Source organism: Leclercia adecarboxylata, assembly GCF_006171285.1.
Taxonomy (GTDB): domain Bacteria; phylum Pseudomonadota; class Gammaproteobacteria; order Enterobacterales; family Enterobacteriaceae; genus Enterobacter; species Enterobacter barmai.
Map to the genome: position 1 here is coordinate 326,312 of NZ_CP040889.1, position 25,396 is coordinate 351,707.

General features: G+C 57.8%; 22 protein-coding genes and 1 riboswitch. Of the genes, 7 read left to right on the forward strand and 15 right to left on the reverse strand.

Translation table 11 applies throughout. The features are described from left to right. Positions 1-233 precede the first annotated feature (233 nt). The 3 genes from fbaB to thiM all read right to left on the reverse strand — a co-directional run bounded on the left by fbaB (position 234) and on the right by thiM (position 2,972). Positions 234-1,286 carry a class I fructose-bisphosphate aldolase gene (gene fbaB, locus FHN83_RS03415; RefSeq protein ID WP_039031098.1) on the reverse strand — a complete coding sequence of 351 codons (1,053 nt, stop codon included), beginning with the start codon at positions 1,284-1,286 and terminating at the stop codon, positions 234-236. Positions 1,287-1,404: 118 nt separating this feature from the next. Next, positions 1,405-2,205: a bifunctional hydroxymethylpyrimidine kinase/phosphomethylpyrimidine kinase gene (gene thiD / locus FHN83_RS03420; protein WP_039031097.1), complete on the reverse strand. Its 801-nt coding sequence runs from the start codon at positions 2,203-2,205 to the stop codon at positions 1,405-1,407. Then, entirely contained in the window at positions 2,202-2,972 is a 771-nt protein-coding gene (gene thiM, locus FHN83_RS03425) for a hydroxyethylthiazole kinase (protein ID WP_139563231.1), read from the reverse strand. Before thiM ends, thiD begins: the two co-directional genes overlap by 4 nt. Positions 2,973-3,007: 35 nt before the next feature. Next, a riboswitch (TPP riboswitch) is annotated at positions 3,008-3,104 on the reverse strand. 322 nt (positions 3,105-3,426) lie between these two features. On the opposite strand from thiM, the gene FHN83_RS03430 reads away from it, so the two are divergent. The 3 genes from FHN83_RS03430 to FHN83_RS03440 all read left to right on the forward strand — a co-directional run bounded on the left by FHN83_RS03430 (position 3,427) and on the right by FHN83_RS03440 (position 6,998). Next, positions 3,427-3,888: a membrane lipoprotein lipid attachment site-containing protein gene (locus FHN83_RS03430; RefSeq protein ID WP_139563232.1), complete on the forward strand. Its 462-nt coding sequence runs from the start codon at positions 3,427-3,429 to the stop codon at positions 3,886-3,888. Between the two features lie 242 nt (positions 3,889-4,130). Next, the gene (locus FHN83_RS03435; RefSeq protein ID WP_138369935.1) at positions 4,131-5,513 is read left to right on the forward strand and encodes a diaminobutyrate--2-oxoglutarate transaminase; all 1,383 of its coding nucleotides are present in this window, start codon (positions 4,131-4,133) and stop codon (positions 5,511-5,513) included. A gap of 18 nt (positions 5,514-5,531) precedes the next feature. Then, complete coding sequence (locus FHN83_RS03440) at positions 5,532-6,998, forward strand: pyridoxal phosphate-dependent decarboxylase family protein (RefSeq protein WP_039031093.1); 1,467 nt, start codon at positions 5,532-5,534, stop codon at positions 6,996-6,998. Between the two features lie 61 nt (positions 6,999-7,059). On the opposite strand, the gene FHN83_RS03445 is transcribed toward FHN83_RS03440, so the two are convergent. Genes FHN83_RS03445 through FHN83_RS03455 form a run of 3 tightly spaced genes read right to left on the reverse strand, consistent with a single transcriptional unit; the run spans position 7,060 to position 10,834 of the window. Further along, positions 7,060-9,249, reverse strand: a complete 2,190-nt coding sequence (locus FHN83_RS03445) for a polysaccharide biosynthesis tyrosine autokinase (protein ID WP_139563233.1) — start codon at positions 9,247-9,249, stop codon at positions 7,060-7,062. Then, on the reverse strand, positions 9,231-9,695 hold the full coding sequence (locus tag FHN83_RS03450) for a protein-tyrosine-phosphatase (protein ID WP_039031091.1): 465 nt from the start codon (positions 9,693-9,695) through the stop codon (positions 9,231-9,233). The genes FHN83_RS03445 and FHN83_RS03450 overlap by 19 nt, the downstream gene beginning before the upstream one ends. Continuing rightward, positions 9,695-10,834 carry a polysaccharide export protein gene (locus FHN83_RS03455; RefSeq protein ID WP_139563234.1) on the reverse strand — a complete coding sequence of 380 codons (1,140 nt, stop codon included), beginning with the start codon at positions 10,832-10,834 and terminating at the stop codon, positions 9,695-9,697. Before FHN83_RS03455 ends, FHN83_RS03450 begins: the two co-directional genes overlap by 1 nt. Positions 10,835-11,331: 497 nt before the next feature. Here FHN83_RS03455 and FHN83_RS03460 point away from each other — a divergent pair, with 497 nt between their 5' ends. Beyond that, positions 11,332-11,664, forward strand: a complete 333-nt coding sequence (locus FHN83_RS03460) for an RcnB family protein (protein WP_039031090.1) — start codon at positions 11,332-11,334, stop codon at positions 11,662-11,664. Between the two features lie 83 nt (positions 11,665-11,747). Here the strand turns inward: FHN83_RS03460 and apbC are convergent, their stop codons facing one another. Continuing rightward, positions 11,748-12,857: an iron-sulfur cluster carrier protein ApbC gene (gene apbC / locus FHN83_RS03465; RefSeq protein WP_139563235.1), complete on the reverse strand. Its 1,110-nt coding sequence runs from the start codon at positions 12,855-12,857 to the stop codon at positions 11,748-11,750. Between the two features lie 136 nt (positions 12,858-12,993). Here apbC and metG point away from each other — a divergent pair, with 136 nt between their 5' ends. Continuing rightward, positions 12,994-15,027, forward strand: coding sequence for a methionine--tRNA ligase (gene metG / locus FHN83_RS03470; protein ID WP_039031088.1), 2,034 nt, complete (start codon positions 12,994-12,996; stop codon positions 15,025-15,027). A 119-nt stretch (positions 15,028-15,146) separates the two neighbouring features. Here the strand turns inward: metG and FHN83_RS03475 are convergent, their stop codons facing one another. From FHN83_RS03475 to FHN83_RS03485, 3 genes are read right to left on the reverse strand one after another with little or no spacing between them, the layout of a single operon-like run. Next, positions 15,147-15,617 (reverse strand): DUF1456 family protein, encoded by a 471-nt coding sequence (locus tag FHN83_RS03475; protein WP_139563236.1) that lies wholly within the window; start codon positions 15,615-15,617, stop codon positions 15,147-15,149. Positions 15,618-15,663: 46 nt separating this feature from the next. Beyond that, on the reverse strand, positions 15,664-16,383 hold the full coding sequence (btsR, locus tag FHN83_RS03480) for a two-component system response regulator BtsR (RefSeq protein ID WP_039031086.1): 720 nt from the start codon (positions 16,381-16,383) through the stop codon (positions 15,664-15,666). Continuing rightward, complete coding sequence (locus FHN83_RS03485) at positions 16,377-18,065, reverse strand: sensor histidine kinase (protein ID WP_039031120.1); 1,689 nt, start codon at positions 18,063-18,065, stop codon at positions 16,377-16,379. The genes btsR and FHN83_RS03485 overlap by 7 nt, the downstream gene beginning before the upstream one ends. A gap of 218 nt (positions 18,066-18,283) precedes the next feature. Here FHN83_RS03485 and mlrA point away from each other — a divergent pair, with 218 nt between their 5' ends. Both mlrA and FHN83_RS03495 read left to right on the forward strand, forming a co-directional pair. Then, positions 18,284-19,018 (forward strand): HTH-type transcriptional regulator MlrA, encoded by a 735-nt coding sequence (gene mlrA, locus FHN83_RS03490; protein ID WP_138369931.1) that lies wholly within the window; start codon positions 18,284-18,286, stop codon positions 19,016-19,018. 59 nt (positions 19,019-19,077) lie between these two features. Then, positions 19,078-19,191, forward strand: a complete 114-nt coding sequence (locus FHN83_RS03495; RefSeq protein ID WP_072036698.1) for a protein YohO — start codon at positions 19,078-19,080, stop codon at positions 19,189-19,191. Here the strand turns inward: FHN83_RS03495 and FHN83_RS03500 are convergent. From FHN83_RS03500 to bglX, 5 genes are all read right to left on the reverse strand, one after another. Continuing rightward, positions 19,166-19,903 (reverse strand): ABC transporter permease, encoded by a 738-nt coding sequence (locus FHN83_RS03500; RefSeq protein ID WP_039031084.1) that lies wholly within the window; start codon positions 19,901-19,903, stop codon positions 19,166-19,168. The genes FHN83_RS03495 and FHN83_RS03500 overlap by 26 nt on opposite strands. Continuing rightward, positions 19,900-20,832 (reverse strand): ABC transporter ATP-binding protein, encoded by a 933-nt coding sequence (locus FHN83_RS03505; RefSeq protein WP_139563237.1) that lies wholly within the window; start codon positions 20,830-20,832, stop codon positions 19,900-19,902. The genes FHN83_RS03500 and FHN83_RS03505 overlap by 4 nt, the downstream gene beginning before the upstream one ends. After that, positions 20,825-21,982, reverse strand: a complete 1,158-nt coding sequence (locus FHN83_RS03510; protein ID WP_309241903.1) for an ABC transporter permease — start codon at positions 21,980-21,982, stop codon at positions 20,825-20,827. The genes FHN83_RS03505 and FHN83_RS03510 overlap by 8 nt, the downstream gene beginning before the upstream one ends. A gap of 19 nt (positions 21,983-22,001) precedes the next feature. Beyond that, complete coding sequence (locus FHN83_RS03515) at positions 22,002-22,919, reverse strand: ABC transporter substrate-binding protein (RefSeq protein WP_039031081.1); 918 nt, start codon at positions 22,917-22,919, stop codon at positions 22,002-22,004. Positions 22,920-23,047: 128 nt separating this feature from the next. Next, on the reverse strand, positions 23,048-25,345 hold the full coding sequence (gene bglX / locus FHN83_RS03520; protein WP_139563238.1) for a beta-glucosidase BglX: 2,298 nt from the start codon (positions 25,343-25,345) through the stop codon (positions 23,048-23,050). Between the last annotated feature and the right edge of the window lie 51 nt (positions 25,346-25,396).

Here is a 25,396-nt window from a genome sequence, read left to right on the forward strand (position 1 = left end):
GGGAAATGTGAGGTAGATCGGGATGGATGTTTGAATGAAATGAAATGGGGTTCCGATCATGTCCGGAGGGGGACAAATCCCCTCACCCCGGCCCTCTCCCCAAAGGGGCGAGGGAGAAAAGACGGCTCCGGAGAGTCCCCTCTCCCCAAAGTGGCGAGAGGGAAAAGACGCCACCGGACAGTCCCCTCTCCCCTATGGGGAGAGGGTTAGGGTGAGGGGAGAGGGGTTAGGGATTACGCGATAGTCACCTTCTTATCCAGATAGACGTCCTGCACCGCATTTATCAGCTTCACGCCGTCCGCCATCGATTTTTTAAACGCCTTACGACCGAGGATCAGCCCCATCCCGCCCGCGCGTTTATTAATAACGGCCGTGCGTACCGCATCGGTGAGATCGGTTTCGCCCCCCGCTGCACCGCCGGAGTTGATGAGCCCCGCGCGGCCCATATAGCAGTTCGCCAGCTGGTAGCGCACCAGGTCGATAGGGTTGTCGCTGGTCAGTTTGCTGTAGACCCGATCGTCGGTATAGCCAAACTTGACCGCCTTATAACCGCCGTTATTTTCGGCCATTTTCTGCTTCACAATATCCGCCCCGATGGTGGCCGCCAGATGGTTGGCCTGTCCGGTTAAATCGGCGGAAACGTGGTAATCCGTGCCGTCTTTATTAAAGGCCGGGTTACGCAGATAGGCCCACAGCACCGTCACCATTCCTAACTCATGGGCGCGCTCAAAGGCGGCGGAGATCTCTTCAATCTGACGGCGCGACTGCTCTGAGCCGAAATAGATGGTCGCCCCGACCGCCACCGCGCCCATGTTGAACGCCTGCTCGACGCTGGCATAGAGGGTCTGGTCATATTCGGTTGGATAGCTCAGGGTTTCATTGTGGTTGAGCTTGACCAGGAACGGAATGCGGTGCGCATAGCGCCGGGAAACCGACGCCAGCACGCCGTAGGTAGAGGCGACGCAGTTGCAGCCAGCTTCAATCGCCAGTTCAACGATGTTCTTCGGATCAAAATAGAGCGGGTTGGCGGCAAACGACGCACCGGCCGAGTGCTCCACCCCCTGGTCCACCGGCAGGATCGACAGATAGCCGGTTCCGCCCAGACGCCCGGTGTTATACAGCGTCTGCATATTTCGCAAAACCGCTGGCGGGCGGTTGTTGTCGATCATCACGCGGTCGACGTAGTCGTGGCCAGGCAGATAGAGCTGGTCGGCTGGAATAGTCATACAACGATGCTGTAACAGGCTGTCGGCGTCTTTGCCAAGCAACTGCGCAATATCAGTCATAGTTTTGCTCCCCTTAGTGCCGACAGGCTGTCGGCATGTTTTCTCCAGGCTCACAGGATTGCGAGCCCCCTAAGCCTGGTCTGTGGGTAGCGAATTTTCCAGCTATGGGCGGTAACCTTTACCACCACGCATGGAAATGGTGGACCGGACCCATGCCCTGCCCCACCTCCAGCGTGTCCGCCTGCGCCAGCGCGCAGGAGAGCCAGGTTTTGGCCTCGCGCACCGTATCCGCCCAGCTATCGTGACGCGGGCGCAGCGCAGCCAGAGCGGCCGAGAGGGTGCAGCCGGTGCCGTGGGTGTTTTTGGTCTTCACGCGCGGGGCGGTAAAGCGCACCGTTCCGTCGCGGGTGAACAGCCAGTCGGGGCTTTCGGGATCGTCAAGATGACCGCCCTTCATCAGCACCGCTTCACACCCCATCGCCAGCAGGGCATAACCCTGCTCTTTCATCTCCTGCTCGCTGCGGGCGTGAGGGGCATCCAGTAGCGCTGCGGCTTCGGGCAGGTTTGGCGTGATAAGCGCCACCTGCGGCAACAACTTTTTACGCAGCGTTTCGACGGCAGAAGGTGAAAGCAGCGGGTCGCCGCTTTTCGCCAGCATCACCGTGTCCAGCACTACGTTTTTAACCTGATGACGCAGCAGCTGCTCCGCCACGGCCTCGACGATATCGGTTTCGGCCAGCATGCCGATCTTGGTGGTGTCGATGCGCACATCGCTGAACACCGATTCCAGCTGCGCCGCCACAAAATCGGGTTCAATACGATAGACCGACTGCACTCCGCGGGTATTCTGCGCCACCAGGGCGGTGATCACCGAGCAGCCATACGCCCCCAGCGCCGAGAAGGTTTTCAGGTCGGCCTGGATCCCGGCACCGCCGCTTGGGTCTGTGCCGGCAATAGTCAGGGCATTAATGCGTTTCATTGTTGTGCCCCCAGTTCCCACAGGGCATCCAGAAAGGCCGCGGCAAAACTGCCCGGTCCGCGGCTTTGGGCTGCCGCAAGGGTTCCGGCCCGTTTCATCCAGCCGCAGGCCGCCGCGATGTTTTCCAGCCGGTCGCCCGGCAGTGAACAGCTGGCCGCCACTACCGCCGACAGCGCGCAGCCGGTGCCCACCACACGGGTCATCATCGGATCGCCCCCGGTAACCGTCTGGGTACGCAGCCCGTCGGTGACGTAATCCACTTCCCCCGTCACCACCACGATGGCATTGGTTTGCCGCGCCAGCGCCTGGGCCGCAGGCAGCGCGCTGGCCGCTGTATCGGTGGTGTCCACACCGCGTCCGCCCGCGCTCATCCCGGCAAGGGCGAGGATTTCCGAGGCATTGCCGCGAATGGCCGCCGGTTTGAGGACGAGGATCTGCTGACAGAACCGGGTGCGGTATCCCAGCGCGCCGACGGCTACCGGGTCCAGCACCCAGGGTTTACCGGCGGTAACCGCGCTCTCAATGGCCCGGCGCATCGCCTGGGCGCGCGACGCGGTTAACGTCCCGACGTTAATCAGCAGCGCATCAGCGATAGCAGAGAATTGTTCCGCCTCTTCGGCTTCAATCACCATCGCCGGTGACGCGCCGAGCGCCAGCAACACGTTGGCGGTAAAGGTCTGCACGACGTCGTTGGTCATACAGTGGGTGAGCGGAGAACGGGTTCGGAAGTGGTGTAAGGCATGTAAATTGAGCAGGTCAGGCTGCATGGTATCGCTCCTGCCTTGCGCGAAGAAGCGATAGCCCGGAGGGCATCTGACTTCCCTACGCTGGCATTATCCAGATCAGGTGGTACGGGTATTTCTCAGCCTTCACAAAGAAGGGCACCCCGAGTCAAATTACATAATGTAACGGTGGCAGCGTAGAGGATGCGTCTGGCAATAGCAAGGGGCTTTCTGGCGCTTCGCCACTCCTCCTGCTTACATCTCTGACACCCTTTTCTAACCCAGCAATAACCAGCTGCCAGGATAACTCTCAAGAAATTAGCTATTCGTGCTAAATGTGATCTTCGTCAACCTGAGACAACGCCCCTTGCGTGATATTCAGCGCGCGCCACTGGTGCGTCTCTAATATAGACACCAGCAAAAAGTGGCCAGGCCAATAATAATTATCGAATCAACAACCGGGGAACAGACGATTTCCCCTTTCCTTTAAGGTTAATGTATGAAAAAGATTCTGTTGGTGGGTGTGATTGCCGCTTTGCTGGCGGGCTGTGTCTCTGAAGAGCAGCGCTTAGCGCAGTGTGAGGCCAAAGGCGTAAGCCGTGACGCCTGCTACATTGCCGACCAGAACCGTCAGGCCACCATCAATGCCGCAGCGGAAAAACAGGCGCTCGAGAATGCGCATGAAGCCGTACAGCATGGCCAGGCGGCGCACGTTGCCGATCCGCTGCGTGAAGCCTCCTTCAGCGCCAACGGTATTAAAGCCAGCATCAATAACGGCTTCACCCAGGCCACCATCAACGGCAAGAAAGCCGTGGTGAAACGCTCAAATGCGAATTTCTACGAGGTGAAAGGCGCGGGTTACGTGCTGTCGATCTCACTGGATGCGAACGGCGTGACCGACGCTTCATGGAATAAAACCCATGGCCGCGATCACGGTATTCTGAACGTCGTCCAAAAGTAGTTCTAAAGCGTTCTAAAACGCCCCGCTTTTATACCCGAAGCCTCCCCCTGGAAACCTCAGGTGCCATGCGGGGTTACGCCCTACGCGCGTTGATTCAACGCGCGTAACAAAACGATAAACAATTAACCATTGAGCCCCGGGCAAAAAGGCTCTATATTGGCCGCGATTTTTGATGCCCTTCTCATTTTCTTAATTAATTATTCAATCGGAGCCACGTGCTGAGCTGCGGTTGTAGGAGTGATATGATGACGGATAAAGTCCGTATTGATACTTTGAATGCCTCTTCTTTCAAAACCAACGAAACCTATCTGGCCCGTCAGGCCGAAATGGAATCCAATGTCAGGAGTTATCCGCGCAAGCTGCCTTTAGCCATTACTAAGGCGGACGGGGTGTGGATCACCGACGCGGATAACAAAGAGTATCTTGATTGCCTGGCCGGTGCGGGAACGCTGGCGCTGGGTCATAACCATCCTGATGTGCTGAAAAGCATTCAAAGTGTCATTACCAGCGGCTTGCCGTTACATACCCTGGATCTGACCACGCCGTTGAAAGACGCGTTTTCAGAATACCTGCTCTCTATGCTGCCAGGCCAGGGCAAAGAGTACTGCCTGCAGTTCACCGGCCCGTCCGGCGCGGATGCTGTAGAAGCTGCGCTGAAGCTGGCGAAAAAAGTGACCGGCCGCAGCGGCATCATCAGCTTCTCTGGTGCATACCACGGCATGACCCACGGCGCACTGTCCGTGACCGGCAACCTGTCTCCGAAAGAAGCGGTTGACGGCATGATGCCAGAAGTCCAGTTCATGCCTTACCCGCACCAGTACCGCTGTCCGCTGGGTATCGGTGGTGAAGCCGGTGTTAAAGCCCTGACCTACTACTTCGAAAACCTGATCAACGACGTTGAAAGCGGCGTGCGTAAACCTGCTGCCGTGATCCTGGAAGCAGTCCAGGGCGAAGGCGGCGTGAACCCGGCACCGGTTGAGTGGCTGCAGCGCATCCGTAAAGTGACCGAAGAGCACGGCATTCTGCTGATCCTCGACGAAGTTCAGGCTGGCTTTGCCCGTACCGGTAAATTCTTCGCCTTCGAACACGCGGGTATTCAGCCAGACATCGTTGTGATGTCCAAAGCTGTGGGTGGCGGTCTGCCGCTGGCCGTTCTCGGTATCAAAAAGCAGTTCGACGCCTGGTCTCCTGGCCACCACACCGGTACCTTCCGTGGTAACCAACTGGCAATGGCCACCGGCCTCACCACCCTGCAGATCCTCAAAGAGCAGAACATCGCTGATAAAGTTGCCGCCCAGGGCGAGTGGCTGAAAGCGAAGCTGGTTGAGCTGCAGAAACGCTATCCGGTTATTGGTCACGTGCGCGGTCTGGGCATGATGATCGGGATTGAGATCGTTAAGCCGCACGAAGCTGCCGACCACATGGGCTGCTTCCCGGGCGACGGCGAGCTGTCTGCATTGATCCAGAAGAAGTGCTTCGAAGCGGGCCTGATTCTGGAGCGTGGCGGTCGTAACGGTAACGTCGTGCGTCTGCTGCCTTCCCTGCTGATCAGCGATCAGGAGCTGAATGTGTTCCTGGATAAATTTGAGCAGGCGCTGCTTGCTGCGGGCGTTCGCCCAGTCTAACCGGAGACAATGGATACAATGTCAGATTTAAACCCGATTTTGTCGTCCTCGGCGCAAAGCATCGAAGCCTATCAGCAGGCCATCGAGCAGAGCACCCAGGCGGTCATGCAGTGGCTGAAACAGCCGGAAATGTACCAGGGTAAAACGGTCGCCGAGCTGCGCGAACGTATTAACCTGGACTTCAGCCCGGAAGGGCTGGGCAACGAAACCGCTATCGAGCGCGCCGTTGAATATTTCCTGAAAGACAGCCTGGCGGTGCATCATCCGCAGTGTGTGGCGCATCTTCACTGCCCGAGCCTGGTGGTAAGCCAGGCGGCGGAAGTGATGATCAACGCCACTAACCAGAGCATGGACTCCTGGGATCAGAGCCCGTCTGCGACCATTATCGAGATAAAACTGATCGAGTGGCTGCGTACCCGCCTGGGTTATCAGGCGGGCGACGCGGGCGTTTTCACCAGCGGCGGCACCCAGAGCAACATGATGGGTCTGATGCTGGCGCGCGATGCCTTCTTCGCGCGTCAGGGCCACTCCGTCCAGCAGGATGGTCTGGTGGGCGATCTGCGTAAGATCCGTGTTCTCTGCTCCGACAGCGCACACTTCTCCGTACAGAAGAATATGGCGCTGATGGGTCTGGGCTACCAGTCCGTTATCCAGGTTAAAACTGACGAATGTTCGCGTATGGATCTGAACGATCTGGCCGCGAAAATTGAGCAGTGCAATGCCAACGGCGAACAGATTCTGGCGATCGTTGCCACTGCAGGTACCACGGACGCGGGCGCTATCGATCCGCTGCGTGCGATTGCAGAGCTGGCGGCAAAGCAGAATATCTGGGTTCACGTCGATGCGGCATGGGGCGGCGCGCTGCTGATGTCCGAGAAGTATCGCGATTACCTCGATGGTATCGAGCTGGTGGATTCCGTGACTCTGGACTTCCACAAGCAGTTCTTCCAGACCATCAGCTGCGGCGCGTTCCTGCTGAAAGAGGCGCGTCACTATGAGCTGATGCGCTATCAGGCGGCGTACCTGAACTCTGAGTTTGACGAAGAGGCTGGCGTGCCAAACCTGGTATCCAAATCCCTGCAGACCACCCGTCGTTTCGACGCGCTGAAGCTGTGGATGAGTCTGGAAGCGCTGGGCGAGAAGAAATACGCGGAGATCATCGATCACGGTGTCACCATGGCGCAGCAGGTTGCCGCGTATGTAACCGAACAGCCGCTGCTGGAGCTGGTCATGCCGCCACAGCTGGCGAGCGTTCTGTTCCGCTTCCGTCCTGAGCATCAGCTGGATGACGCGGCCATCGCGCTGCTCAACCAGAAAATTGGCGATGCCCTGCTGGAATCCGGCCGCGCTAACGTCGGGGTTACCGAGCATAACGGTATCACCTGCCTGAAGCTGACCCTGCTGAACCCGGTTGTGACCCTGGAGGATGTTAAAGTCCTGCTGTCACTGGTGGAACGCACGGCGCGCGAGCTGCTGGCTAAGTAAGTTGTTCTATCCGGCGGCGCCCTGCCGCCGGATTTCTTTCCCTTCTTCACTGCTCTTAGCCCTATTTTTTCTCTGCGTCGTGTTGCGAGACGTAGCTGTAGGTGCCGTAACTCTCGCTGTAATAGTTGGCTGCAGACTTCACAACGTCATTCAGAATGGCACCTTTGATATTCACCCCCATCTGCTGCAAACGCCGTTGACTGATCAGCATCTCCCGCACGGTCGTGATGTTGTGGCGGGCGACCAGCAGCGTAGATGCCGCAATACTCCCCACTAATGCCGCGTCAGTCACCGCCAGGATCGGCGGCGTATCGACAATCACGATATCGTAATGCTCACTCGCCCAGGCCATAAATTCTCGGAAACGGCTGTGCATCAGCAGTTCAGACGGATTCGGCGGGTACTGACCGCAGGTCACCACGTCGAAATTGCCGCTGGTAAAGGTCTGGGCGGCCTGGGTGAAGGACACTTTGCCTGACAGGACGTCAGATAACCCCTTATCATTATTAAGCCCCAGAATGTTGTGCACGTAGCCTTTACGCATATCCGCATCAACGAATAGCACCCGCTGATCCACCTGTGCCACCAGCGCCGCCAGCGACGTACTGACCAGGGTTTTACCGCAGTCCTGGCCCGGGCCGCTGAACATGAGAATGTTGTTCCCGGCATCCATCATGGCGAAATGCAGGCTGGTGCGTAATCCGCGCACCGCCTCGACAAAAATATCCAGCGGTTGGTCGACGGGCAAAAAGGGCACGCCTGAGGTTTTATGCCTGAAGCAGTAGCGGAAGAAATATCTCCCGCCTAAACGGGTTTTACTGTTTAACCATTCCGAGCGCGGTAAGGTGGCATAGACATTAATCCCTTCGCTTTCGAGCTGCTCCGGCGAGTTAATCCCCCGTCTCAGAGCGGATTTCGCCAGCACCAGGCCCACAGAAAGGAACGCGCCAAAAATTGTCATGAGCATGACAACAAGCGCCTTACGCGGCTTTATTGGAACCGGGTGGGTGGCCGCCTGGTCAATGATACGCACGTTGCCAATGGCGCTGGAGCGGGAGATGTTCAGCTCCTGCTGGCGCGTCAGCAGCTGAAGATAGACGGCGCGACCAGAATCCACGTCGCGGCTGAGGCGTACGATCTGCTGCTGGGTCGACGGCATTGCACTGACCCGTTTGTTCAGCCGCACCCTTTCCTGCTCTAACGTCTGACGCTTCTCGCGCAGTGCGCGATAGGTCGGGTGATCTTTTTTATAGTGCTGCGACACTTCCGCTTCGCGGAAGGTTAATTCATTGAGCTGATTATCGACGTTAACGATCTGCTCCAGCACAGCTTTTGCCTCGAGCGATAGATCCACCGAGTCGCGCTGTTTACGGTAGGTGTTCAGCCGCTCTTCTGCCAGCTCCAGTTCGCTGCGCACCTGCGGCAGCTGGCGCTGCAGAAAATCAAGGCTTTGCGAATCCTGCGCCGCCTGGCGGGCAATGTTTTGTCTCAGATAGCTCTCGGCAATGTGGTTCAGAATGTTGGCGATCTGGTCGGGATTCGACCCCGTCATGCTCAGCGTGAGGATCCCACTCTCCTTACCCTGCTCCGTCACGGTAAACTGGCGGCTCAGGGCGTTGATGGCTTCAAGCTGCGAACGCTGACTCACCCGAAAACGGGTTCCTGGCGGTGCCGACAACTCACGAACCTTAATCGTCACGCCCGCCTGTTGCACCAACGCCCCGACGCTCCCCTGCAGGTTAATCCCTTCCCCTTCAAGACGATATTTACCGTTGCTTTCAGCAGTGAGGGTCAGCGACATCGCTTTACCCGGCGTGGCGGGGAGCGTCAGACTGTCGAGCATCAGGGAGACGGCTGGCTGGCCGCTCAACCTCGCCCAGCCCTCTCCTGCCAGAGGGAAGCGGATCGGGGTTATCTCATCACGCAGGCGCAACGCGTCCACGGTTTCGCCAAGGATCATGCGGGATTTCAGCAGCTGAATTTCAGCAGATGAGTCCTGAGTGAAAGTGGGCGATAGCTGATTTAACGATTTGAGCAGGCTGTTCTGCTGCTTCTCTTCAATTTGCACCAGGGCATCTGCAATATATACCGGCGATGCAAATAACGCATAGAGCACGCCGCTGAGCGCAAACAGTAGCGTACAAATAAAAACAGACACGCGATGATCAATTAATTCTCCCAGAAGCCGCGCCAGATCCAGCTCATGATTATCAACAGAATAAGCCTGCGCATTTACGATTTTCGACGACATGTACGTAATCCCTTAACTGTAAGTCGGTTGGCCCATTCCTGACTTGCTTCGCCAAGCAGGCGAAAAACATACTCAAATGCTTCCATGCTTTTACCGTACGGATCGGGGATCTCCTGTTGCCTGAGCCATTGGCCGAACAGCAGGGTTTTGCCACGCATTTCCGGCGCAATAAGCGAAATACGGTTTATTTGCGCGGATTCCATAGCAAGGATCAGATCGTATTCCCGCATCATTACCGCCGTCAGTGGACGCGCAGCGTGATCCTCCAGCGAGATTCCATAGGTGCTGGCTATTTTCTGCGCATGACTGTCCGCCGGACGTCCGGCCAGACCGCAGATACCCGCCGAGGCGATGGTAAATGTGGGCAACTTTTGTTGCAAAAGCCGCTCGCCAATCGGAGAGCGACAAATGTTTCCCGTGCATACCACCAGAATTGACTGGATCATTATTCAGGCCACGACCTGATAAAGCGCACGGTTTCGGTCAGGTCATGCACGCCGCTGATGGTAGGCACCAGCTGCGTAATTACCCGGTTCCAGCGTGAGACAGGGGCTGTGGTGACGTAGACGATATCGTAGGGCTGGAGCTGAAACTCAGTGCCGAGCACCATAGCCGACGCATCGCGGGCATTCAGCTGATAAATGTTCGCGATTTTACCGTCCTTACTGTTTTTGCCGGTGGAGCGGATGATGAAGATGCCGCTCGCATCAGCCATGTCCTGATTCATACCACCGGCATTTGCCAGGGCTTCTGCCAGCGTCATGCCGCTGCGATCCATCTTCAGGGTGCTCTGTTTCACCACTTCGCCCATCACAAAGACTTTCAGGGCGTCATTGCGCGGTACAAACAGGATATCGCCCGGCCACAGCAATCTGTTTTGCGTCAGATCGCCGTGCTGCATCAGGGCGTGCAGCGAAATTCGCGTGTCCTGGCCGTCATGGGTCAGCACCACGTTTCGCCAGTCTGCATCCGTCGAAAGGCCCCCCGCCGCGTTAATCGCATCCATGATGGTCAGGGGAATATTGGTAATTGGCTGCTGCCCGGATTTCACCACTTCGCCAGTGACATAGGCCTTTTGTGAACGAAACGCCGCAATGCTGACGTCGACCTGCGGGCTTTCAATGACTATGTCCAGCCGGACCGTGATCTCTTCGCGCACCTGGGCGAGGGTCTTTCCGGCGACATGGAGTTTGCCGACGTAGGGATAGAAGATCGTTCCGTCTGCGCCCACCCAGTTGCCGGTGTCGCTGGCGCTGCGATACTGACCGGCAGGCGTGGTGAGCTCGGGGTGATCCCAGACGGTGATCATTAGCACGTCCCCGGGGCCGATCCGGTATTCCCAACGTTTTAGCTGTTCATCGAGATTCGGATTTGCCTGAGATTTTACCTGGTTGGTGCGAAGCTGCTCAATCACTGAAGGCGTCAAAGGCCAGACGTCCACTTTCTTATCCAAATCAAGCGGGTTGTCTTTAACAGCAACGTTATTTTTTCCAGATATATTTATATGTTGGCCGGGCATAAGGGTGCAGCCCGATAATAATATTGCGCAAATAAAAGCTGCACTGTTGCGGAGTGGGATTGTCATTAATAATGGATGCTCTATTATATTCCGTTAATAGCCCTATAACTTCCTTGTAGCTCACATTAAATTAGCCACATCATTAAAAATAAAATATCAATTACAATTAATCACTTACAAAAAAACCCGATAAAAGAAAAGCACCAACCATGTTGATAACTGTCTGGTATTATCTTTAAATAAGAGGAAAACCAAAAAACGCAAATTAACTAACACACATCATAAGCATTTCAGGGAAAGAATTATACAGTACAATAACGGCTATTATGCCCCTAAAGCGTCACTTTCAGATTTTATAAAATTAATAATACATTACACAAATTCGATTTAATGAAAAATTTGCGTCACAAATAATTAATTCGGCCCTGTTGGTGGCAAGGATGTGTTGATTTGTTACATTTTTTACCAGCTTAGCCAAACGGCAAAACATAAAATAGACTCTCTGTTGCTCAGCCACGAAACGGCAAAACAAGAGTAATGGCCACGGTAAATCTGGAGAAAAAATGACTAAAGGTAAAATTCTACTTCTGGGCGTATTGATGTCACTGGCGAGTGCAGCCTTTGCTGCCCCACAAGCCACAGCGGCGCCCTCTGGCATCCAGGCCTATGAGGAACAGGAGTTTGTAGCCGATTTTACGAAATATAAGATTGGTGATTTCGCCCCGGCGCAGTACCTGACACCTGAGTACACCATCAAGCAATATAACCTGCGTAATCTTCCTGCACCGGACGCAGGCACGCACTGGACCTACATGGGCGAGAACTACGTGCTGGTGGGCGATACTGACGGCAAGATCTACAAAGCCTATAACGGCGATATTTTCTATCACCGTTAATCGTTTGTTGTGCCGGGTGGCGAGGTAAAAGCAAAACGGTCACCTGAGGTGACCGTTTTTGTGTTAGCACCCGCGCAAAAGCGTTACACCGCGCGGAATGAGATATCCGCTGGGATCACCTCACCCTGCCAGTAAAGCTGGGCGGCAACGCGATTTGCCAGCTGGCGATACATCTCCGTAAATTCACTTTCAGGATGGTTGACCACGGTCGGCTTACCGCTATCGAGATCTTCACGCAGCGTAATGTGCAGCGGCATCTGACCCAGCAGCTGGGTGTGACACTGCGCGGCCAGTTTTTCTGCCCCGCCGGTACCGAAGATGGCCTCATGATGACCGCAGTTGCTGCAGATATGCATGCTCATGTTTTCAACGATGCCCAGCACCGGCACGTCGACCTTCTCGAACATCACGATCCCTTTTTTGGCGTCGATCAGCGCGATATCCTGTGGCGTAGTCACGACCACCGCCCCGGTAACCGGGATGTTCTGCGCCAGCGTCAGCTGAATGTCACCAGTGCCCGGCGGCATATCCAGCACCAGATAATCGAGATCCGGCCACATCGTCTCCTGCAGCATCTGCATTAGCGCTTTGCTGGCCATCGGCCCGCGCCACACCATGGCATTATCGTCAGTGACCAGATAGCCAATGGAGTTAGTCGCCAGTCCGTACGCCATAATCGGCGCCATATGGGTGCCATCCGGCGAGGTCGGGCGCTGATTTTCCGCGCCCAGCATGTTAGGAATTGACGGGCCATAGATATCGGCATCGAGAATACCGACTTTCGCCCCTTCAGCGGCCAGCGCCAGCGCCAGGTTCACGGCGGTAGAGGACTTCCCTACCCCGCCCTTGCCGGAGCTGATCGCGATGATATTTTTCACGCCATTGATGCCCGGATGGTTTTTCACCCGTTTCAGCGTGGCGATGGTATGGGTCAATTTCCAGTCAATAGCCTTCGCCCCGGTGATACGCAGCAGCTCGGCGCTGGTTTGCTCTTTCAGCGTCTCGAACGCATGGTTCCAGACGAAAGGCATATGCAGCTCGACATGCAGAGTGTCATCCAGCCACGCCACGTGATGTAACGCTTTCAGCGTGGTGAGATTGTGCTTCAGGGTGGGGTGCTGAAAATTAGCCAGCGTCCCGGCGACCATTGCGCGCAAGGCTTCCGGTGATTTGGCCTGGGATTGAGAACTCATCCCGACTCCTTTTGTTTTTGTGGATAAGACCTTTGTTGAACAAGTTTACCTGAAAGGCCATGGTTTGTGCTTACTTAATAATGCCCCTTTTGGTACTATCAAAACCCTTTTCACTACCAAAGAAGTAATGCTTACTATGACTCAAGTCGCGAAAAAAATTCTGGTGACGTGCGCTCTGCCGTACGCTAACGGCTCAATCCACCTCGGCCACATGCTGGAGCATATCCAGGCTGATGTCTGGGTCCGTTACCAGCGAATGCGCGGCCATCAGGTAAACTTCATCTGTGCAGACGACGCACACGGCACCCCAATCATGCTGAAAGCCCAGCAGCTTGGTATCAGCCCTGAGCAGATGATTGCTGAAATGAGTCAGGAGCATCAGACCGATTTTGCTGGCTTCGACATCAGCTATGACAACTATCACTCCACGCACAGCGACGAAAACCGCGAACTGTCGGAGCTGATCTACACCCGTCTGAAAGAGAACGGTTTTATCAAAAACCGCACCATCTCTCAGCTCTACGATCCTGAAAAAGGCATGTTCCTGCCGGACCGTTTCGTGAAGGGCACCTGCCCGAAATGTAAGTCACCGGATCAGTATGGCGACAACTGCGAAGTGTGCGGCGCAACCTACAGCCCGACCGAGCTGATTGAGCCGAAATCCGTGGTTTCCGGCGCAACGCCTGTGATGCGTGACTCCGAACACTTCTTCTTCGACCTGCCGTCATTCAGCGAAATGCTGCAGGCCTGGACCCGCAGCGGCGCGCTGCAGGAGCAGGTGGCGAACAAAATGCAGGAGTGGTTTGAATCCGGCCTGCAGCAGTGGGATATCTCCCGCGATGCGCCGTACTTCGGTTTCGAAATCCCGAACGCACCGGGCAAATATTTCTACGTCTGGCTGGATGCGCCAATCGGCTACATGGGCTCCTTCAAGAACCTGTGCGACAAGCGTGGCGACACCACCAGCTTCGACGAATACTGGAAGAAAGATTCCGACGCCGAGCTGTATCACTTCATCGGCAAAGACATCGTTTACTTCCACAGCCTGTTCTGGCCGGCAATGCTTGAAGGCAGCGGTTTCCGCAAGCCAACCAACCTGTTCGTCCACGGCTATGTGACGGTGAACGGCGCGAAGATGTCCAAATCCCGCGGCACCTTTATCAAAGCCAGCACCTGGCTGAACCACTTCGATGCCGACAGCCTGCGCTACTACTACGCGGCGAAGCTCTCTTCCCGTATCGACGATATCGACCTGAACCTGGAAGATTTCGTTCAGCGCGTGAACGCCGACATCGTCAACAAAGTGGTGAATCTGGCCTCCCGTAACGCGGGCTTTATCGCCAAGCGTTTCGACGGCGTGATGGCGGCTGAGCTGGCGGATCCTGAGCTGTACAAAACCTTCACCGACGCGGCTGCCGTGATTGGTGAAGCCTGGGAAAGCCGCGAGTTCGGCAAAGCCGTGCGTGAAATCATGGCCCTGGCCGACCTGGCAAACCGCTACGTTGACGAGCAGGCGCCGTGGGTTGTCGCCAAACAGGAAGGCCGCGATGCCGACCTGCAGGCGATCTGCTCCATGGGTATCAACCTGTTCCGCGTGCTGATGTCTTATCTGAAGCCGGTTCTGCCGCAGCTGGCCGCGCGTACTGAAGCCTTCCTGAACACCGAACTGAGCTGGGACAGCATTAATCAGCCGCTGCTCGGCCACAAGCTGAACGCGTTCAAGGCGCTCTACAACCGTATCGAGATGAAGCAGGTTGAAGCCCTGGTTGATGCCTCTAAAGAAGAGGTGAAAGCCGCTGCCGCACCGGTTACCGGCCCGCTGGCGGACGATCCGATTCAGGAGACCATCACGTTTGACGATTTCGCTAAAGTCGATATGCGCGTGGCGCTGATCGAGAACGCGGAATTTGTTGAAGGCTCCGACAAGCTGCTGCGCCTGACCCTCGATCTGGGCGGCGAGAAGCGCAACGTCTTCTCCGGCATTCGCTCCGCCTATCCGGACCCGCAGGTGCTGATCGGTCGCCACACCGTAATGGTCGCCAACCTCGCGCCGCGTAAAATGCGCTTCGGTATCTCGGAAGGGATGGTGATGGCCGCAGGGCCTGGCGGGAAAGATATCTTCCTGTTAAGCCCGGACAGCGGTGCGCTGCCTGGTCATCAGGTGAAATAAACGAAAAAGCCGGAGATTATCTCCGGCTTTTTTTATCGCTTTTTTGCCGGGTGGCGGCTTTGCCTTACCCGGCCTACCAACCCGCAGGCCCGCGCAAGCGCAGCGCCGCCGGGCAAAAATCACGGTTTCGGGTGGTGCACCCGATGGGTCAGGCCGCGCAGGAAATTACGCAGGAACTGATCCCCGCACTCGCGGTAATTTTTATGATCCGGGGCGCGCATCATGGCGGTAATTTCCGGCATCGAGACGCGGTATTTCTGCTCGGTCATAATCGCCAGAATGTCGTCGGTTTTCAACGAGAAGGCGATACGCAGCTTTTTCAGCACCGTGTTGTTGTTCACCCGACGCTCCAGCGCAAGCTCAGGCGCAGATTCATCTTTGCCGCGCTTGTCATAAATCAGGCCATTCAAAAAACCGGAAAGGATGATGTCAGGGCAGCGAACAAAACCGTCCTCCTCCTCTTTGGTCATCCAGGTGTCGAACCCGGCCGAGGTGGATTCCATGTCGGCAAGCGCAAGAATGCGCACCATGTCGTTGTTATTGGCTTTCAGGGTGTAGCGCAGGCTACGAAGAATATCATTACTGAGCATAGAGCCTTCGAGTGTCGATGATGCAATGGCGCGCAGTGTAGCAGTTTTACAGCCCTATCGCCTCTTTCAAACTCTTCAGATAGCGACGGCTGACCGGCACCGTCTGCCCGGCGCGCAGGACCAGTTCCGCCTGTCCGTTCTCCTCAAGGCGGATCTCTTTCAGATGCGCCATGTTCACCAGGTACTGACGATGGCAGCGCAGCAGCGGGGTACGGCTCTCCAGGGTGCGCAGCGTCAGTTCGGTAAAGCCCTCTTTGCCTTCATGGCTGGTCACATACACCCCGCTCATCCGGCTGCTGACAAACGCCACATCCTCCATCTGCAGCAGCCAGATTCGGCTGTGGCCGGTGCAGGGAATAAACTTCAGCGGCTGCTGGTGTTCCGCCAGCAGGGACACATCCTGCACGCTGCGCTCCTGGCGCAGGCGATTGAGCGTTTTCTCCAGCCGCGGCTCTTCGATGGGTTTCAGCAGATAGTCGAAGGCGTGCTCTTCGAACGCCTTAACCGCGTACTCATCAAAGGCGGTGAGAAACACAATATAGGGGCGATGCTCCGGGTCGAGCATGCCCACCATCTCCAGGCCGCTGATGCGCGGCATCTGGATATCCAGAAACAGCACGTCGGGGCGCAGCTTATGCACCGCGCCAATCGCTTCGATGGCGTTGGCGCACTCGCCGACAATCTCAATATCGCTGTGCTCCTGCAGCAAAAACCGCAGGTTTTCTCGCGCTAAAGGCTCATCATCGACAATCAGCACATTCAACATGCGTGTTCCTCCAGGGGCAGTCTTAAGGTTATGCGGGTAAAGCTGTCGGGCTCGCAGGTGACGGTAATGCCGCAATCCTCACCGAAATGGGCGCGCAGGCGTTTATCCACCAGCCCCATTCCCAGGCCGCCCCCCTCTTTTGCCGTAGCGTAGAGCCCGGCATTGTCTTCAATATCCAGCACCAGATAGCGATTAAAGCGGCTGGCGGTGATGGCAATCTCTCCGATACCCAACAGCTGGGAGGTGCCATGCTTAATCGCATTCTCAACGATCGGCTGCAGGGTGAAGGCCGGCAGCTGCTGCCAGGCCAGTTCATCCGGCACCGACAATGTGACCTGCAGGCGCGACTGGAACCGGGCCTGCTCAATTTGCAGATAGGCGTTCACATGCTCAATTTCATCCGCAAGGGTGACGATTTCCGAAGGCCGCTTCAGGTTTTTGCGGAAAAAGGTCGAAAGAAACTGCACCAGCTGCGTCGCCTGCTCGCTGTCCCGGCGGATCACCGCCTTCAGGGTATTGAGGGCGTTAAACAGAAAATGCGGGTTCACCTGCGCGTGCAGGAGCTTGATCTCCGACTGGGTGAGCAGCGCCTTCTGCCGCTCATACTGTCCGGCCAGGATCTGCGCCGAGAGCAGCTGGGCGATCCCCTCCCCAAGGGTACGGTTGATGGAGCTGAACAGGCGGTTTTTCGCCTCGTAGAGCTTGATGGTGCCCATCACCCGCTGATTTTCGCCGCGCAGCGGGATCACCAGCGTCGAACCCAGCTTGCACTGCGGATGCAGGGAGCAGCGGTACGGCACTTCGTTACCGTCGGCGTAGACTACCTCACCGGTCTCAATTGCACGAAGCGTATACGCGGACGAAATCGGTCTGCCCGGCAGGTGGTGATCGTCCCCGGTGCCGGTAAAGGCCAGCAGCTTTTCGCGATCGGTGATGGCGACCGCGCTGATATCCAGCTCCTGGTGCAGGACCTGCGCCACCTTCATGCTGTTCTCTTCGTTAAAGCCCTGACGCAGGATCCCCTCCGTCGAGGCCGCGACCTTCAGCGCCGTCGCTGAAAACGCCGAGGTATACTTCTCAAACATCGCCCGCTTATCGAGGAGAATGCGCATGAACAGCGCGGCGCCGACCGTGTTGGTGACCATCATCGGCGCGGCAATGCTGCCCACCAGATGCAGGGCATCCTCGAACGGGCGGGCGATCAGCAAAATGATCAGCATCTGCACCAGCTCGGCCACCAGGGTGATAGCCCCTGCGGTGAGGGGGCTAAAGACCTTATCCGGGCGACCGCGGCGGATCATCACGCTGTGAACCAGGCCGCCAAGCAGACCTTCGACAATGGTCGAAATCATACAGCTCAACGCCGTCATCCCGCCCATCGAGTAGCGGTGTAAACCGCCGGTCAGCCCCACCAGCCCGCCGACCACCGGGCCGCCGAGCAGGCCGCCCATCACCGCGCCAATGGCACGGGTGTTGGCAATGGAGTCTTCAATGTGCAGGCCCAGATAGGTGCCGAGAATGCAGAAGATGGAGAAGGTAACGTAGCAGAGCAGCTTGTGCGGCAGTCGGACGGTGACCTGCATCAGGGGGATGAACAGGCGTGTTTTACTCATCAGCCACGCGATGACCAGAAACACACACATCTGCTGAAGCAGCAGCAACACCAGATTAAATTCGTACATGCCCACAAACCGGAAATTCTAAAAGCGCGTAACATACACCGAAGCGCATTAACTTTCTTTGCAGTAAAAGCATGAAAATGTGTTTTCGTGCCACCCATCACACCTTTTGCCGAACATAATCTGATATTCGCATTATTTGTGCAAAAAAAGAGCAATCCTTCCTGGTTCAGCATTCTGCGTCTACAGTTAATCTGGGTATGTGCAAGCCGGGGGATAACATGGCGCTCTACACGATAGGGGAAGTGGCACTCCTGTGTGATATCAATCCAGTGACGTTACGCGCATGGCAGCGTCGTTACGGGTTGCTTAAACCACAGCGAACCGACGGCGGACACCGGCTGTTTACGGATGCGGATATCGACCGGATCCGCGAGATCAAAGGCTGGATCGATAACGGCGTGCAGGTCGGGAAGGTCAAAACGTTGTTGAGCCCGGAAGGTCAGGACGAACTGGACATCTGGCGCGAACAGCAGGAGGTGCTGCTGCGTTATCTGCAGTCCGGCCATCTGCATCGCCTGCGCGTGTGGATCAAGGAGCGAGGCAGCGAATACCCTGCGCAAACCTTAATTACCCAACTCTTTATTCCGTTACGAAGGCGGTTGCAGTCGCAGCAGCCCACGCTGCAGGCGCTGCTGAGCGCGCTGGACGGGGTGCTGATCAACTACATCTGTATCTGTCTGGCGGCAGCGCGAAAGAAGAACAGCAAGGATGCGCTGGTGGTTGGCTGGAACGTGCACGACACCACACGCCTGTGGCTGGAAGCGTGGATTGCCGCCCAGCAGGGCTGGCGCGTCGACGTGCTGGCGCACTCCCTTGTGCAGCTGCGCCCGGAGCTGTTCGACGGACAGACGCTGCTGGTGTGGTGCGGTGAATCACCGACGGCGGCACAGGAGCTGCAGCTGACCCAGTGGCAGGAGCACGGTTACCCGGTCTTCCCGCTGAAAGGCAATTAATGGTTCATTAACACCCGCGCTTCACCGTATAATCGCCCTGTTAACATCAGGAGCACATTATGAAGGCAACCAAAGTCGCGGTTATCACCCTGTTCTTTCTCATGGCCGTCAGCGGTATTGGTGGCGTGATGCTGGCAGGTTATTCGTTTATTGTCCGTGGCGGTGTCGGCTGAGGCTTCTCGCCAGCCGCTCAAAAGCGCGATCCACCACAATCGCCGCCAGCGCCACCAGCAGCGCGCCCTGGATAATATAGGCGGTATTAAAGCCGCTTAAGCCGATAATGATCGGCGTTCCCAGCGTATTCGCCCCCACCGTTGAAGCAATGGCCGCCGTGCCAATATTGACGATCACCGAGGTGCGGATCCCGGCCAGCATCACCGGCGCGGCGAGCGGCAGCTCGACGTTACGCAGACGCTGCCAGCCACTCATCCCCATCCCTTCTGCCACGCTGATTGCCGCTGCGGGTACTGCCGCCAGCCCGGCAAGCGTCGCCTGCAAAATCGGCAGGACGCCATAGAGGATCAGCGCGATTATCGCCGGCTGCTGACCAAAGCCCATCACCGGCACCGCAATCGCCAGCACCGCCACCGGCGGAAAGGTCTGGCCGACGGCGGCGATAGTCTCCACCAGCGGGCGAAACTCGCGCCCTGCCGGTCGCGTGACCGCAATTCCGGCCCCAACCCCCAGCACGATGGCAAAGACGCTTGAGGCGCCCACCAGCCAGAAGTGGGCGAGCGTCAGGGTAACGAAGCTCTCCTGCTGATAGACCGGACGCGGCAGCTCCGGGAACAGCGTGCTGAAGAGCGGCGCGCTGTAGGGCATCAGCAGCAGGAGTGCGACAAACAGCGCCACCAGCCACAGGAGCGGATCGCGTAGCCACCTCATGTTGCCTCCCGGATCAGCAGATCGCGAAAGTACAACGTGCCGCACGCTCTTTCCTCTTCGTCCACCACCGGCAGGCTTTCGCATCCCTGGCTGACAAACGCCGAGAGCGCATCGCGCAGGCTCATGGAGGCCCGCAGCGGACTTTCGCCTGGGGTGATGTCCGGGCGCATCGATTCGCCCACCGTGCGCAGCGACAGCAGGCGTACGCCCAGCTCGCTGCGGCCAAAAAACTCGCGCACGAAGCTGTTCGCGGGCCGGGTAAGCAGCTCCAGCGGCGTGCCCTGCTGCACCACCCTGCCGCTGTCCATCAGCACCAGGTAATCCGCCAGGCGCAGCGCCTCGTCGATATCGTGGGTCACCAGAACGATGGTACGGCCCAGAATGCGGTGAATACGGGTCATCTCCAGCTGCAGCGCGCTGCGGGTCACCGGGTCGAGCGCGCCAAAGGGTTCATCCATCAGCAGCACTTCCGGATTAGCGGCCAGCGCTCGCGCCACCCCAACCCGCTGCTGCTGGCCGCCTGAGAGCTGGTGCGGGAAGCGCTCGCGCAGCCCCGGATCCAGCCCCAGCAGCGCCATCAGCTCATCCACCCGATCGTCAATTTTTTGCCGCGACCACTTTTGCAGCTGCGGCACGGTGGCGATATTACGCGCCACCGTCCAGTGCGGAAACAGGCCGATGGACTGAATGGCGTACCCCATCCGGCGACGCAGCTCCAGCACCGGCAGGCTACGGATCTCCTGCCCGGCAAAGCGGATCAGGCCGCTGTCGTGCTCCACCAGCCGGTTGATCATCTTCAGGGTGGTCGATTTACCCGAGCCCGAGGTGCCCACCAGCACCGAAAAAGCGCCTTCGGCAAAGGTCAGATCCAGATTGCTGACCGCGGGCTCCCCGGCAAAGGTTTTACTTACATCATGAAATTCAATCATTGGTTCTCCTTCGCAGCAGGGCTATCCACAGCGCAAACAGCGCATCCACCACCACCGCCAGCACGATGGTGGGTATGACGCCCAGCAGCACCAGATCCAGGGCGCTGCTCAGCAGCCCCTGGAACACCAGCGCCCCGAATCCTCCGGCACCGATTAACGCCGCGATCACCGCCATCCCCACGGTTTGTACCGCCACCACCCTCAGTCCGCGCAGCAGCACCGGCAGCGCCAGCGGAAGCTGGATCTGCCAGAAGCGCTGGCGGCTGTTCATCCCCATGGCGTCGGCGCTCTCCAGCACCTCGGCAGGCACCTGGCTGAGCCCCGCCAGCACCCCGCGCGCCAGCGGCAGTAGGGCATAAAGCACCAGGGCGATCAGCGCCGGGGTCATGCCGGTCCCGGCAATACCCAGCGACGAAAGCCACGGCCAGGCGCGGGTCAGCCCGGCGAGCGGAGCAATCAGCAGGCCGAACAGCGCCACGGAGGGAACAGTCTGAATGACGTTCAGCACCGCGAATACCGGCCCCTGAGAGGCCGGGCGGCGATAACAGAGGAGCCCCAGCGGCACGCCAATCAGCAGCGCCGGAACCAGAGTACCCAGCAGCAGGGTGAGATGCTGCTGCCCGGCATCGTTAAAGACATCCTGTCGGTTGGCGTACTCTTTCATCAGCGAGAGGGCGTTGAGTTCGCCGCTGAACAGCAGCAGCAAGGGCAGGATCCAGATTTGCGCCTGCAGCAGCCAGCGCCAGAGCGGCTGCGGGCTGAGCCTGCGAATAGCATCGCTACAGGCCAGCAGGCAAAGCGCCATCCAGAGCCACAGGCCGCTGCCCACGGCGGTACGCGCCAGCGGGCTCTCGCTGCTGGCAAGATGCGAGGCGGCAAGCCCCGCGCTCCAGACCAGCCCGGCAAACAGCAGTTCGCAGACCACCAGCGTCGACGCTAAAGCCCAGCGCCCGCGAACCAGCGTCAGCCCCAGCAACAGGCAGAACGGGATGAGCAGCAGCGCAGGGGAAAACGTCCAGACCTGCCAGACGGCGCGCCCTTCCCCGGACACCAGCCGGTTCGGGGCAAAATTCACAAAGGGTAACGCGGCTGCTGCAAGGGCAATAAGCGCCATCAGCAGCAGCACGCGGTTATGACATTTTATCGGCACAGCGCAGTCCTGCGGCGGGTTATTTCACCAGCCCTTTTTGCTTCAGGTAATCTGCCGCCACTTTTTTGGCATCCAGCCCTTCCACTGCAATGCTGGCATTGAGCTGCTGCAGCGTTTTTTCATCCAGCGTTTCAAATACCGGCTTCAGCCAGGCGTCCAGCTCCGGGTATGCCTTCAGCACCGCCTCGCGCACGACCGGCGTCGGGGCGTAAATAGGCTGAACGCCTTTCGGATCGGTGAGGGTTTGCAGGCCCAGTGCCGCGACCGGGCCGTCGGTGCCGTAGGCCATCGCCGCGTTGACGCCCGAAGTTTGCTGGGCCGCCGCTTTAATGGTCACCGCCGTATCGCCCCCCGCCAGGGAGAGGAGCTGGCTCTGATCGAGCTTGAAGTCGTAGGCTTTTTCAAAGGCAGGGAGAGCGTCCGGGCGCTCGATAAATTCGGCTGAAGCTGCGAGTTTGAAATCGCCCTTCTCTTTCAGGTAGCGGCTGAGATCCTCAAGCGAGGTGAGCTTGCCTTTCTCCGCCACGTCCTTGCGAACCGCGATGGTCCAGGTGTTGTTGGCCGGGGCCGGAGTCAGCCAGATCAGCTTGTTCTGCTCGGCATCGAGTTTTTTGACTTTCTCGTAGCCGTTCTTCGCGTTTTTCCACGCCGGGTCATTTTCATCTTTGAAGAAGAAGGCCCCGTTGCCGGTGTATTCCGGGTAGATATCCAGCTCGCCCGAGGTGATGGCCCCGCGTACCACCGGGGTGGTGCCCAGCTGCACTTTATTGACGGTTTTAACGCCGTGACTCTCCAGCACCTGCAAAATGATGTTGCCCAGCAGCGCGCCTTCCGTATCAATTTTCGACCCGACCTTAACCGGCTCCGCCGCCTGTAATGGCAGGCTCAACGCCGCCAGCAGCGCCGTTGAACCAACAATCCCCTTAAAGATAGTCATTCCGCTTTCCTCATGATTTTGCCGCCTTTTTCAGACGCTTGAGAGAAAAGCGTAGTCGATAACCAGGGTTTTAGCGCGCCATTCACAAATTGTGTATGGCGGCCTGGTTTAGCTATTGCCCGGCGATTTTACAGCAGCTCGAACTCGCCCTTATTCACGCGGGCTGAATCCGTACCGATAAAGACGTTGAATTTGCCTGGCTCAGCGTCGTATTTCATCTGCTGGTTCCAGAACTTCAGCGCATCCACGTCAATCGGGAAGCTGATGGTTTTGGTTTCGCCCGGTTTCAGGTTCACCTTCTCAAAGCCTCGCAGCTGTTTCACCGGACGGCTCATGGAGGCGGTCACATCCTGAACGTACATCTGGACAACCGTCTCCCCTTCGCGTTTACCGGTGTTGGTAACCTCGACGCTGGCGGTCACCGTGCCGTCCGCCTTCATGGTCGGAGCAGACATTTTCACCTCAGAAACGGTAAAGGTGGTGTAGCTCAGGCCGTAACCAAACGGATAGAGCGGACCGTTAGCTTCGTCGAAGTAGCGCGAGGTGTACTTGTTCGGTTTGTCGGCGTTATACGGGCGACCGGTGTTCAGGTGGCTGTAGTACACAGGGATCTGCCCGACGGAGCGCGGGAAGGACATCGGCAGTTTGCCCGACGGGTTGTAGTCACCAAACAGCACGTCGGCAATGGCGTTACCGCCCTCGGTACCGGCGAACCAGGTTTCCAGAATCGCGTCTGCCTGCTGATCTTCTTTCACCAGCGCCAGCGGACGGCCGTTCATCAGCACCAGCACCAGCGGCTTACCGGTGGCTTTCAGGGCGGCGATCAGATCGCGCTGGCTCTGCGGCAGGGTGATATCGGTCCGGCTCGACGCTTCATGCGCCATCCCCTGGGCTTCACCCACCACGGCCACCACCACATCGGACTGCTTCGCGGCGTTAACCGCCTCGTCAATCATCTCCTGGGCGGAGTGCGGATCGACCTTCACCGCCTCTTCATACTGGTTGAGGAAGGTGACGATGTCGTTATCGCTGGTGACGTTGGCCCCTTTGGCGTAAATCACTTTGCCCTTGTCACCCAACGCGTCTTTGATGCCGGTCAGCACGGTAACGGACTGATCCGCCACGCCTGCGGCAGACCAGCTGCCCATCACGTCGCGCTTGCTGTCGGCCAGCGGGCCGACCACTGCCACGGTGCCGGATTTCGCCAGCGGCAGCGTGTCGAGACGGTTTTTCAGCAGCACCAGGCTTTCACGCGCGACCTCACGCGCCTCTTTGCGGTGCAATCGGCTTTCGGCGTTGGTATCCACCGGATCGGACTCTTTCGGCCCCAGGTGGCTGTACGGATCGTTAAACAGCCCCATGTCATATTTGACGTTCAGAACATGGCGCGTGGCGTCGTCCAGCTCCGCCATAGTGACCTTACCGCTCTTCACCAGACCCGGCAGGTACTTGCTGTAGTACTCGTCGCTCATGCTCATGTTGATGCCGGACTTCAGCGCCACGCGCACCGCATCTTCCGGATCGGCGGCGGTGCCGTGCTTGATAAGCTCTTTGATCGCCCCGTGATCGGAGACGGTGATGCCCTTAAAGCCCCACTTATCGCGCAGGATATCTTTCAGCAGCCAGCTGTCGGAGGTCGCCGGCGTGCCGTTCAGGGAGTTCAGCGCCACCATCACCGCGCCGCTTCCGGCATCAAGACCGGCTTTGTACGGCGGCATATAGTCGTTGAACAGGCGCTGCGGGCTCATGTCGACGGTGTTGTACTCTTTTCCGCCTTCGACGGCGCCATAGGCGGCGAAGTGTTTGACGCTGGTCATGACCGAGTAGCGATCCGCCGGGCTTTTGCCCTGCATCGCTTCCACCATGGTTTTGCCCATCGTCGCGGTCAGGTAAGTGTCTTCCCCGAACCCTTCCGAGGCGCGGCCCCAGCGCGGATCGCGGGAGACGTCCACCATTGGCGCCCAGGTCATGTTCAGGCCATCGTCCGCCGCCTCGTAGGCCGACACGCGGCCGACGGTTTTCACCGCCTCGAGGTTAAAGGAGGAGGCCAGGCCCAGGCTGATCGGGAAGACGGTACGCTGGCCGTGGACCACGTCATAGGCGAAGAATAACGGGATTTTCAGGTGGCTAAGTTCCATCACCTGATCCTGCATTTTGCGGATATCCTGGCGGGTGACGGTGTTGAAGATCGCCCCTACCTGCCCGTTTTTGATCATCTCGCGAATGGCTTCTTTTGGATTATCCGGTCCGACGCTGATCAGGCGCAGCTGGCCGATTTTCTCGTCTACCGACATCTTTGTGAGCAGATCGGTCACAAAGGCGTCCCGGGCTTCCGGCGTTAGCGGATGATTGCCAAACAGGTCGTCAGCCAGCGCGGGTTGCAGCGCCAGACTTACAGCTACCCCTACAGAACAAAGCCATTTCATCTCGTTTACTCTCTCATCAATAACCGCCGGATAGTCGCGGCCAGACCGTAC

Bases quoted from the DNA above. Each gene is read 5' to 3' on its own strand.
- fbaB (WP_039031098.1), bottom strand. From the start codon at position 1,286: ATGACTGATATTGCGCAGTTGCTTGGCAAAGACGCCGACAGCCTGTTA.
- thiD (WP_039031097.1), bottom strand. From the start codon at position 2,205: ATGAAACGCATTAATGCCCTGACTATTGCCGGCACAGACCCAAGCGGC.
- thiM (WP_139563231.1), bottom strand. From the start codon at position 2,972: ATGCAGCCTGACCTGCTCAATTTACATGCCTTACACCACTTCCGAACC.
- FHN83_RS03430 (WP_139563232.1), top strand. From the start codon at position 3,427: ATGAAAAAGATTCTGTTGGTGGGTGTGATTGCCGCTTTGCTGGCGGGC.
- FHN83_RS03435 (WP_138369935.1), top strand. From the start codon at position 4,131: ATGATGACGGATAAAGTCCGTATTGATACTTTGAATGCCTCTTCTTTC.
- FHN83_RS03440 (WP_039031093.1), top strand. From the start codon at position 5,532: ATGTCAGATTTAAACCCGATTTTGTCGTCCTCGGCGCAAAGCATCGAA.
- FHN83_RS03445 (WP_139563233.1), bottom strand. From the start codon at position 9,249: ATGTCGTCGAAAATCGTAAATGCGCAGGCTTATTCTGTTGATAATCAT.
- FHN83_RS03450 (WP_039031091.1), bottom strand. From the start codon at position 9,695: ATGATCCAGTCAATTCTGGTGGTATGCACGGGAAACATTTGTCGCTCT.
- FHN83_RS03455 (WP_139563234.1), bottom strand. From the start codon at position 10,834: ATGACAATCCCACTCCGCAACAGTGCAGCTTTTATTTGCGCAATATTA.
- FHN83_RS03460 (WP_039031090.1), top strand. From the start codon at position 11,332: ATGACTAAAGGTAAAATTCTACTTCTGGGCGTATTGATGTCACTGGCG.
- apbC (WP_139563235.1), bottom strand. From the start codon at position 12,857: ATGAGTTCTCAATCCCAGGCCAAATCACCGGAAGCCTTGCGCGCAATG.
- metG (WP_039031088.1), top strand. From the start codon at position 12,994: ATGACTCAAGTCGCGAAAAAAATTCTGGTGACGTGCGCTCTGCCGTAC.
- FHN83_RS03475 (WP_139563236.1), bottom strand. From the start codon at position 15,617: ATGCTCAGTAATGATATTCTTCGTAGCCTGCGCTACACCCTGAAAGCC.
- btsR (WP_039031086.1), bottom strand. From the start codon at position 16,383: ATGTTGAATGTGCTGATTGTCGATGATGAGCCTTTAGCGCGAGAAAAC.
- FHN83_RS03485 (WP_039031120.1), bottom strand. From the start codon at position 18,065: ATGTACGAATTTAATCTGGTGTTGCTGCTGCTTCAGCAGATGTGTGTG.
- mlrA (WP_138369931.1), top strand. From the start codon at position 18,284: ATGGCGCTCTACACGATAGGGGAAGTGGCACTCCTGTGTGATATCAAT.
- FHN83_RS03495 (WP_072036698.1), top strand. From the start codon at position 19,078: ATGAAGGCAACCAAAGTCGCGGTTATCACCCTGTTCTTTCTCATGGCC.
- FHN83_RS03500 (WP_039031084.1), bottom strand. From the start codon at position 19,903: ATGAGGTGGCTACGCGATCCGCTCCTGTGGCTGGTGGCGCTGTTTGTC.
- FHN83_RS03505 (WP_139563237.1), bottom strand. From the start codon at position 20,832: ATGATTGAATTTCATGATGTAAGTAAAACCTTTGCCGGGGAGCCCGCG.
- FHN83_RS03515 (WP_039031081.1), bottom strand. From the start codon at position 22,919: ATGACTATCTTTAAGGGGATTGTTGGTTCAACGGCGCTGCTGGCGGCG.
- bglX (WP_139563238.1), bottom strand. From the start codon at position 25,345: ATGAAATGGCTTTGTTCTGTAGGGGTAGCTGTAAGTCTGGCGCTGCAA.